The organism is Microbacterium sp. B35-04, assembly GCF_010634885.1.
Lineage (GTDB): Bacteria > Actinomycetota > Actinomycetes > Actinomycetales > Microbacteriaceae > Microbacterium.
This window is the reverse complement of sequence record NZ_MWLP01000041.1, coordinates 77306-83808: the sequence shown is the minus strand read 5'-3', so window position 1 is coordinate 83808 and position 6503 is coordinate 77306. Positions and strand designations below refer to the sequence as shown.

At 69.1% G+C, this 6503-nt stretch carries 6 protein-coding genes; 4 read left to right on the top strand and 2 right to left on the bottom strand.

All coding sequences use genetic code 11. The features are described 5' to 3' along the window. Window positions 1-212 precede the first annotated feature (212 nt). Both B1729_RS11590 and B1729_RS11585 read left to right on the top strand, forming a co-directional pair. Window positions 213-1136: a LuxR C-terminal-related transcriptional regulator gene (locus tag B1729_RS11590; protein WP_239539602.1), complete on the top strand. Its 924-nt coding sequence runs from the start codon at window positions 213-215 to the stop codon at window positions 1134-1136. A 314-nt stretch (window positions 1137-1450) separates the two neighbouring features. Next, entirely contained in the window at window positions 1451-1804 is a 354-nt protein-coding gene (locus B1729_RS11585) for an Lsr2 family protein (RefSeq protein ID WP_163619682.1), read from the top strand. Between the two features lie 27 nt (window positions 1805-1831). Here the strand turns inward: B1729_RS11585 and pntB are convergent, their stop codons facing one another. Both pntB and B1729_RS11575 read right to left on the bottom strand, forming a co-directional pair. Next, entirely contained in the window at window positions 1832-3259 is a 1428-nt protein-coding gene (gene pntB / locus B1729_RS11580) for a Re/Si-specific NAD(P)(+) transhydrogenase subunit beta (RefSeq protein ID WP_163632801.1), read from the bottom strand. Further along, a complete protein-coding gene (locus B1729_RS11575) occupies window positions 3256-4803 on the bottom strand; it encodes a Re/Si-specific NAD(P)(+) transhydrogenase subunit alpha (RefSeq protein ID WP_163632799.1) in 1548 nt (515 codons plus the stop codon). Before B1729_RS11575 ends, pntB begins: the two co-directional genes overlap by 4 nt. A 377-nt stretch (window positions 4804-5180) precedes the next feature. Here B1729_RS11575 and B1729_RS11570 point away from each other — a divergent pair, with 377 nt between their 5' ends. Together B1729_RS11570 and B1729_RS11565 are read left to right on the top strand one after the other, a co-directional pair. Beyond that, on the top strand, window positions 5181-5462 hold the full coding sequence (locus B1729_RS11570) for a Fe-S cluster assembly protein HesB (protein ID WP_163619578.1): 282 nt from the start codon (window positions 5181-5183) through the stop codon (window positions 5460-5462). A gap of 75 nt (window positions 5463-5537) precedes the next feature. Further along, a complete protein-coding gene (locus B1729_RS11565) occupies window positions 5538-6164 on the top strand; it encodes a hypothetical protein (RefSeq protein WP_163632797.1) in 627 nt (208 codons plus the stop codon). The last annotated feature ends 339 nt before the right edge of the window (window positions 6165-6503 follow it).

Genomic DNA, 6503 nt, shown 5'->3' with positions numbered 1-6503 from the left:
GCAGAGACGAAACGCCTCGGAGGCTCGGGCGCAACCCGGACACGGCCGGGCCCACCCCGCCCGTCCGGCACAAAGCTGGCGGCGGGCGTGTAGGCCGCCCGCACGCCGCGGGGCCCGGGGGGATTGCACACACCCGGGCCTCGCACTCCCCAGTGGTAAAGTCGGGCCTACGAATGGCGGCGAGGACGCCGTCACCCCGGAAGCAGGTACTCGTGGGCGCGTCCCTCCCACATCGTTCGCCGAACCCCGATCGCAATCGCGCGGGCGCCGGCCCGGCCGTCGATGCCTTCGGCAGTGACGCGAGCGACATTCTGGCTCTCGACCACGCGGTCGCCGAACTCGTGCGCCGGACGCGATTCCCCGTCGGGTTCGGCGGACTCGCGCAGGGCGACGCGATCCACGTCACCTCGATCCACGGCGCCCACACCCGCGCACTGGAAGGTCTCGTGGTCGAGGCCTCGCGCGGACTCGGCGGGCGCGCGTTCGTCGAGAAGCGCCCGCGCCTCGCCGTGGACTACGGATCGTCGCGCAGCATCACGCACGACTACGACCGCGCCGTGCTCGGAGAGGGCATCTCCACCCTGTTCGCGGTTCCCGTCATGGTGGGCAATCGTGCCCGGGGCATCATTTACTGCGGGTCGTGGGCCGAGTCGCCGGTCGGCGACGTCGTCGCCCGGCCCGCGTTCGCCGTCGCCGAAGAGCTCTCGAGCGAGCTGCGCATCCGTGAGGAGGTGCAGCGCCGGCTCACCCTCTCCCCCTCGCCTGCGGGACCTGCCGCGATGCCCGCCACCACCCGCGAAGAGCTGCGCGAGACGTACGCCGAGCTGCGCAGCATCGCCGCCGTCGTCGACGATCCGGCGCTGCGCGCGCGGCTCGCGCGCCTCGAGCAGCGCCTGGCCGCGCTCTCGCACGACGCGTCGGAGCCGTCCCTCGAGCTCGACGTGCGCCTCTCGCCGCGTGAGGTCGACGTGCTCGCGTGCGCGGCGCTCGGCGCCACCAACGCCGAGATCGCGACGACCCTCGACCTGAAAGAGGGCACGGTCAAGTCGTACCTGCAGTCGGCGATGGCGAAGCTGGATGCCTCGACCCGCCACGCCGCCGTCGTCACGGCGCGTCGCGCCGGCCTCCTCCCCTGACCCCGGGCGTTGCGCACCGGGCGCGCTCGCGCCCGAGACGAAACGCCCCGAGTGTTGCGAAAAGGCTCATGGCGTTTCGTCTCGCTCGTTCCTCGCTCGCTCAACGACCGGCACCGGGCCCCGCAACCTCAACCCGCGGAACTTCAACGCACGGTCGTTGAGCGAAGGGCGCTCTGGCGCCCGAGACGAAACGCCCCGGACCATCGCGAATCGTCGGAATTCGGCATCCCATTCGAATTGCTCGGGCGAGCAATTCTTCAACTGAAACGAATTCTCGAATGGTCGACGGCGACAATTGGGGCTATTCTTCCAGCATGGCCCGAAGAATCGTTCACCAGCTCGTCGACGACATCGACGGCACCCTTTTGGAAGTCGGCGAGGGCGAGACAGTTCTGTTCTCCCTCGACGGCGTCGCATATGAGATCGACCTCACCGACGAGAATGCCGCTGCATTGCGCACCAGCCTCGAGCGGTACACCAAGGCGGCGCGCACCGTGTCCTCCGCCCGCGCGACCTCCAGCGCAGCGTCGGCCGGGCGAAAGCGCCGCCGCAGCGGCCAGCAGGATTTCAGCGCCGTCCGGGAATGGGCCAAGCAGAACGGCTATCAGGTCTCCGAGCGGGGCCGGGTTCCGGCATCCGTTCTCGAAGCCTATGAGGCGGCGCACTGACGCACGCCGCCTCGCGGCTTTTACGGTTCAGCGCACGTCTGAAGTGCGCGAGAGCTGGAAGAGAATCTCGTCGACTTTCTCTTTCGCGTCGCCGAACAGCATCTGGGTGTTCTCGCGATAGAAGAGCGGATTCTGCACGCCCGCATATCCGGATGCCATCGACCTCTTGAAGACGATGACATTCTGGGCCTCCCAGACCCGCAGCACCGGCATTCCGGCGATCGGGCTGCTCGGATCCTCGGCGGCGGCCGGGTTGACCGTGTCATTGGCGCCGATGACGAGCACGACGTCGGCGGCCGAGAGGTCATCGTTGATCTCATCCATTTCGAGGACGATGTCGTACGGCACCTTGGCCTCCGCGAGGAGCACGTTCATGTGCCCGGGCAGGCGGCCGGCGACCGGATGGATGCCGAACCGCACGTCGACGCCGCGCTCTCGGAGCTTCTGCACCAGGTCGGCGACACCGTGCTGCGCCTGGGCGACGGCCATGCCGTAGCCCGGCGTGATGACGACGGTCGAGGCGCCGGCGAGCATGTCGGCCGCGCTCTCGGCGTCGATCTCGCGGTGCTCGCCGTAGTCTTCGTCGCTCGAGCGCGGCGCCTCGATGCCGAAGCCACCGGCGATCACCGACAGGAAGGAGCGGTTCATCGCCTTGCACATGATGTAGCTCAGATAGGCACCTGACGAGCCGACCAGTGCACCCGTGACGATGAGCAGGTCGTTGTTCAGCAGGAAGCCCGCCGCCGCGGCGGCCCAGCCCGAGTAGCTGTTGAGCATCGAGACGACGACCGGCATGTCGCCGCCGCCGATCGACGCGACCAGGTGCCAGCCCAGCGCCAGCGCCAGCAGCGTCACCGCGATGAGGAGCCACAGCTCGGGCGCGATGACGTACCAGACGGTCAGGACGAGGAACGCGACGAGCGCACCGATGTTGAGCGCGATCTTGCCGGGCAGCATGAGCGGCTTCGACGAGATCCGCGCCGACAGCTTCAGGAACGCGACGATCGATCCCGTGAAGGTCACGCCACCGATGAACACGCCGATGAACACCTCGGCGTGGTGGATGTCGGCGAGCGCGCCCTCCAGGCCCGTGTCGTACAGCGCCCCGTTCCAGCCGACGAGCACGGCCGCGAGACCCACGAAGGAGTGCAGCAGGGCGATGAGCTCCGGCATCCCGGTCATCTCCACCACTCGTGCGCGCCAGAGCCCGATCGCGGCGCCGACGACCACGGCGACGACGAGCAGCACCAGCCCGGTCGTGGCCTGCGCATCACCCCAGGCACCGGCGGCCGTCACCCACACAGTGGCGACCAGCGCGATGGCCATGCCGAGGATGCCGAACGTGACGCCTCGGCGGCTGGTCTCGTGCTTGCTGAGTCCCGCGAGGCTGAGGATGAACAGCAGCGCGGCGACGATGTAGGCGGCGCCCGCCACCTGGCCGGCGACGGCGGTCATCGGGTCTCCCCCTTCTGGAACATCGCGAGCATGCGCCGCGTGACGGCGAAGCCACCGAAGATGTTGATGCTCGCGAGCAGCACGGCGATCGCGGCGAGGATCTGGACGGTGAGATCGGGCAGCGTGATCTGCACCATCGCGCCGACGACGATGATGCCCGAGATCGCGTTGGTGACGCTCATGAGCGGCGTGTGCAGCGCGTGGGCGACGTGGCCGATGACGTAGAAGCCGACGACGATCGCGAGGGTCAGCACGAGGAAGTGCTGCGGCAGCGGCGGCGGCGCGAACGCGCAGATCGCGAACAGCGCCGCGATGCCGGCGATGATGAGCCCGGTCCGAGCGCTCGCCGACATCGGCTTCTTGGCCGCGACCACCGGCGCGGTGGTCGCCTTCGCGGATGCCGGTGCCGCCGACACCTGAACCGGGGGCGGCGGCCACGTCACCGCACCGTCCTGCACGACGGTCACGGTGCGCTGCACGACATCGTCGAAGTCGAGCGTCAGCTCGCCGTCCTTGCCCGGGGTGAGCAGCTTCAGCAGGTTGACGAGGTTCGTCGCGAACAGCTGGGACGCCTGCTGCGGCAGGCGGCCGGGCAGATCCGTATAGCCGAGGATCACGACGCCGTTCTCCGTGACGACCTTCTCCCCCGCAACGGATCCTTCGACGTTGCCACCCTGCCCCGCCGCCATGTCGACGATCACGCTGCCGGGCCGCATCGAGGCGACGTCGGCGGCGGTGATGAGCCGCGGCGCCGGACGGCCCGGGATCAGCGCCGTCGTGATGATGATGTCGACGTCGGCGGCCTGTTCCGAGTAGATCTCGGCCGCCCGCCGGTCGTACGCCTCGCTCGTGGCCTTGGCGTAGCCGTCGGCCGAGACCTGCTTCGCCTCGTCGGGCACGACCACCTCGAGGAACTGGCCGCCGATCGACGCGACCTGGTCGGCCACCTCCGGCCGCGGATCCGTCGCACGCACGATCGCACCGAGGCTCGAGGCTGCGCCGATCGCGGCGAGTCCCGCCACACCGGCACCCGCGACGAGCACCTTCGCCGGGGGCACCTTGCCTGCGGCGGTCACCTGCCCGGTGAAGAACCGGCCGAACTCGTGCGCGGCCTCGACGACGGCGCGGTAGCCGGCGATGTTCGCCATCGAGCTCAGCACGTCCATCGACTGCGCCCGTGAGATCCGCGGCACCGCATCGAGCGCGATGGCCGTGATCCCCCGGGTGGCGAGCGCCTCGACGAGGTCAGGACGCAGCGCCGGGCTCAGTGTCGCGATGATCGTCGCGCCGTCTGCGAGCCGGTCGATCTCGGCCGGCGTCGGCGCGACGACCTTGAGCACGATCGGCGACGCCCAGGCGGTGGCGCCGTCGACAACGGTCGCTCCGGCCTGCGCGAACGCGGCGTCCGGGAACGACGAGGCGGCTCCGGCGCCGGACTCGACGACGACGTCGTAGCCGAGGGCGATGAGTTTGGGGACGGTGTTCGGGGTCGCCGACACCCGGTTCTCTCCGGGCGCTTCGGCCACGATGCCAATGCGGGTCATGCGTTCCTCACGGTTGGGTGGGCGGCGCGCGACCGCCCGTACAAGGGGCTCGCCAGCACCACCCTCGGCGCTCGCGACGACGCCTCCACCATGTCAGACCGCGGCGTGGATCGACCCCGCGTTGCCCCCGACACGATGACAAGAATCACAGATCTTGCTCGCTGCGCACCACATCTGTCCTTCTTGGCAGGCAGTCGGACCGTCGGCTTCGCACCGCGTCTCACCAGAGCCGGGCACGAAGTTCGGCTTCGCATCCATGGACGACCGAAAACGTGGGAACTCCCTCCGAATGCGAGCTCCGCGGCGCGTAGGGGTTGCATCTGCCGTGGGATCTCGGAATCGTGGCCGACTCGGAACCGCACGAGGAAAGGAAAAGCATGCTCACGCTGACCCAGACCGCCGCCGAGGCCGTCGAAGAACTCATCGCCCGCGTCCCGCTCGCCGAAGACGGAGGTGTGCGTATCCGCGACACGGGAAGCTCCGAAGGATTCGAACTGAGCGTCGTGCCGGTCCCCGAGGCGACCGACACCGTCGTGGTCGAGGGCGGCGCCCGCGTCTTCCTCGACGAGACCGCTGCTTCGGTTCTCGAGAACCGCGTTCTCGACGCAGAGCTGTCGAACGACGGCGCCGTGCGCTTCGCCCTCGGCGACCAGGGCTGACGAGCTCACGAAGGGCCCCGGCATCCGTTCATGGATGCCGGGGCCTTTCGCATGCCGCTGGGTACGCTCGGAGCCATGCGAGGCGAGACCGTCGATGAGCGCGACACCACCTGGGAGACCAGCGATGCTCGCTACCGGCTGTTCGTCTACTCGGGCGCCGACGCGGCGGTGAGGGCGATCGACATCGTGGATGCCTCGCTCGACGACGTGATGGATTCCACGCGCGCGCTGGCCGAGAACGACCGGAACCTGTGGTCGCTCGCCCTCGTGGTGGACGAGGCCGGGCCGCGCGGCCGCGGGCTCGTGTGGCTGTCGGGGACGGACTACCACCGGGCTCCGGCATCTGCATTCGAATGGCGTAGGCGTGCTGAGATGCAGAACCGCTACCTGTCCGCCCGCAGCCGCCGCGGGGAGCCCGTCGTGCTGCCGAACGGTCTGCGTGTGGTGCGGATGTTCCCCGAATGGGGCGTGAGGTGGCCGCTGTGGGAGTCGTTCACCGACAACTACCCGATGGATGCCGGGGACCTCGGCCTCTCGGAGCCACTGGTCGCCGAGCTCGCCGCCTGGAATAGCAGGTGGCAGGACCGCGACCTGGAGGACCCGCTTCCCGCCGGCTGGCACGAGGAAGGGTGGGCGCTGTACCGGCGCCTGCAGGCCGAGTTGGACGGCGTGGCCGAGGTGCGGCCGGACTTCGACCACTGACGGGCCGCCTGGGCGCACCACGTAGACTGTGGGGGCCAGCCTCTGTAGCTCAATGGAAGAGCAGTTCCGTCCTAAGGAAACGGTTGGGGGTTCGAGTCCCTCCAGGGTGACTATTGCTGTCTCACCTGATCTGGATCAGCGAGCCCGCGAGTTGGCGAGTCGCCTTGAACGTGCCGCGCACCATTCCCCTGCACGTGCTGCCGCAGTGGGGCGACCAGGAAACGACGAACAGGCACTCGACCTGTTCGACGCCGGCATCCGACGTCGATCAGTAGAGTGAGTCAGCTCTCTCCCCCAGCCGAAGGAATCATGCGAGAACTCGCCGACGACCTCTCCCCC

Coding starts and splice junctions, on each gene's coding strand:
- B1729_RS11575 (WP_163632799.1), bottom strand. CDS start 4,803: ATGACCCGCATTGGCATCGTGGCCGAAGCGCCCGGAGAGAACCGGGTG.
- B1729_RS11565 (WP_163632797.1), top strand. CDS start 5,538: ATGCGAGGCGAGACCGTCGATGAGCGCGACACCACCTGGGAGACCAGC.
- B1729_RS11570 (WP_163619578.1), top strand. CDS start 5,181: ATGCTCACGCTGACCCAGACCGCCGCCGAGGCCGTCGAAGAACTCATC.
- pntB (WP_163632801.1), bottom strand. CDS start 3,259: ATGACCGCCGTCGCCGGCCAGGTGGCGGGCGCCGCCTACATCGTCGCC.
- B1729_RS11585 (WP_163619682.1), top strand. CDS start 1,451: ATGGCCCGAAGAATCGTTCACCAGCTCGTCGACGACATCGACGGCACC.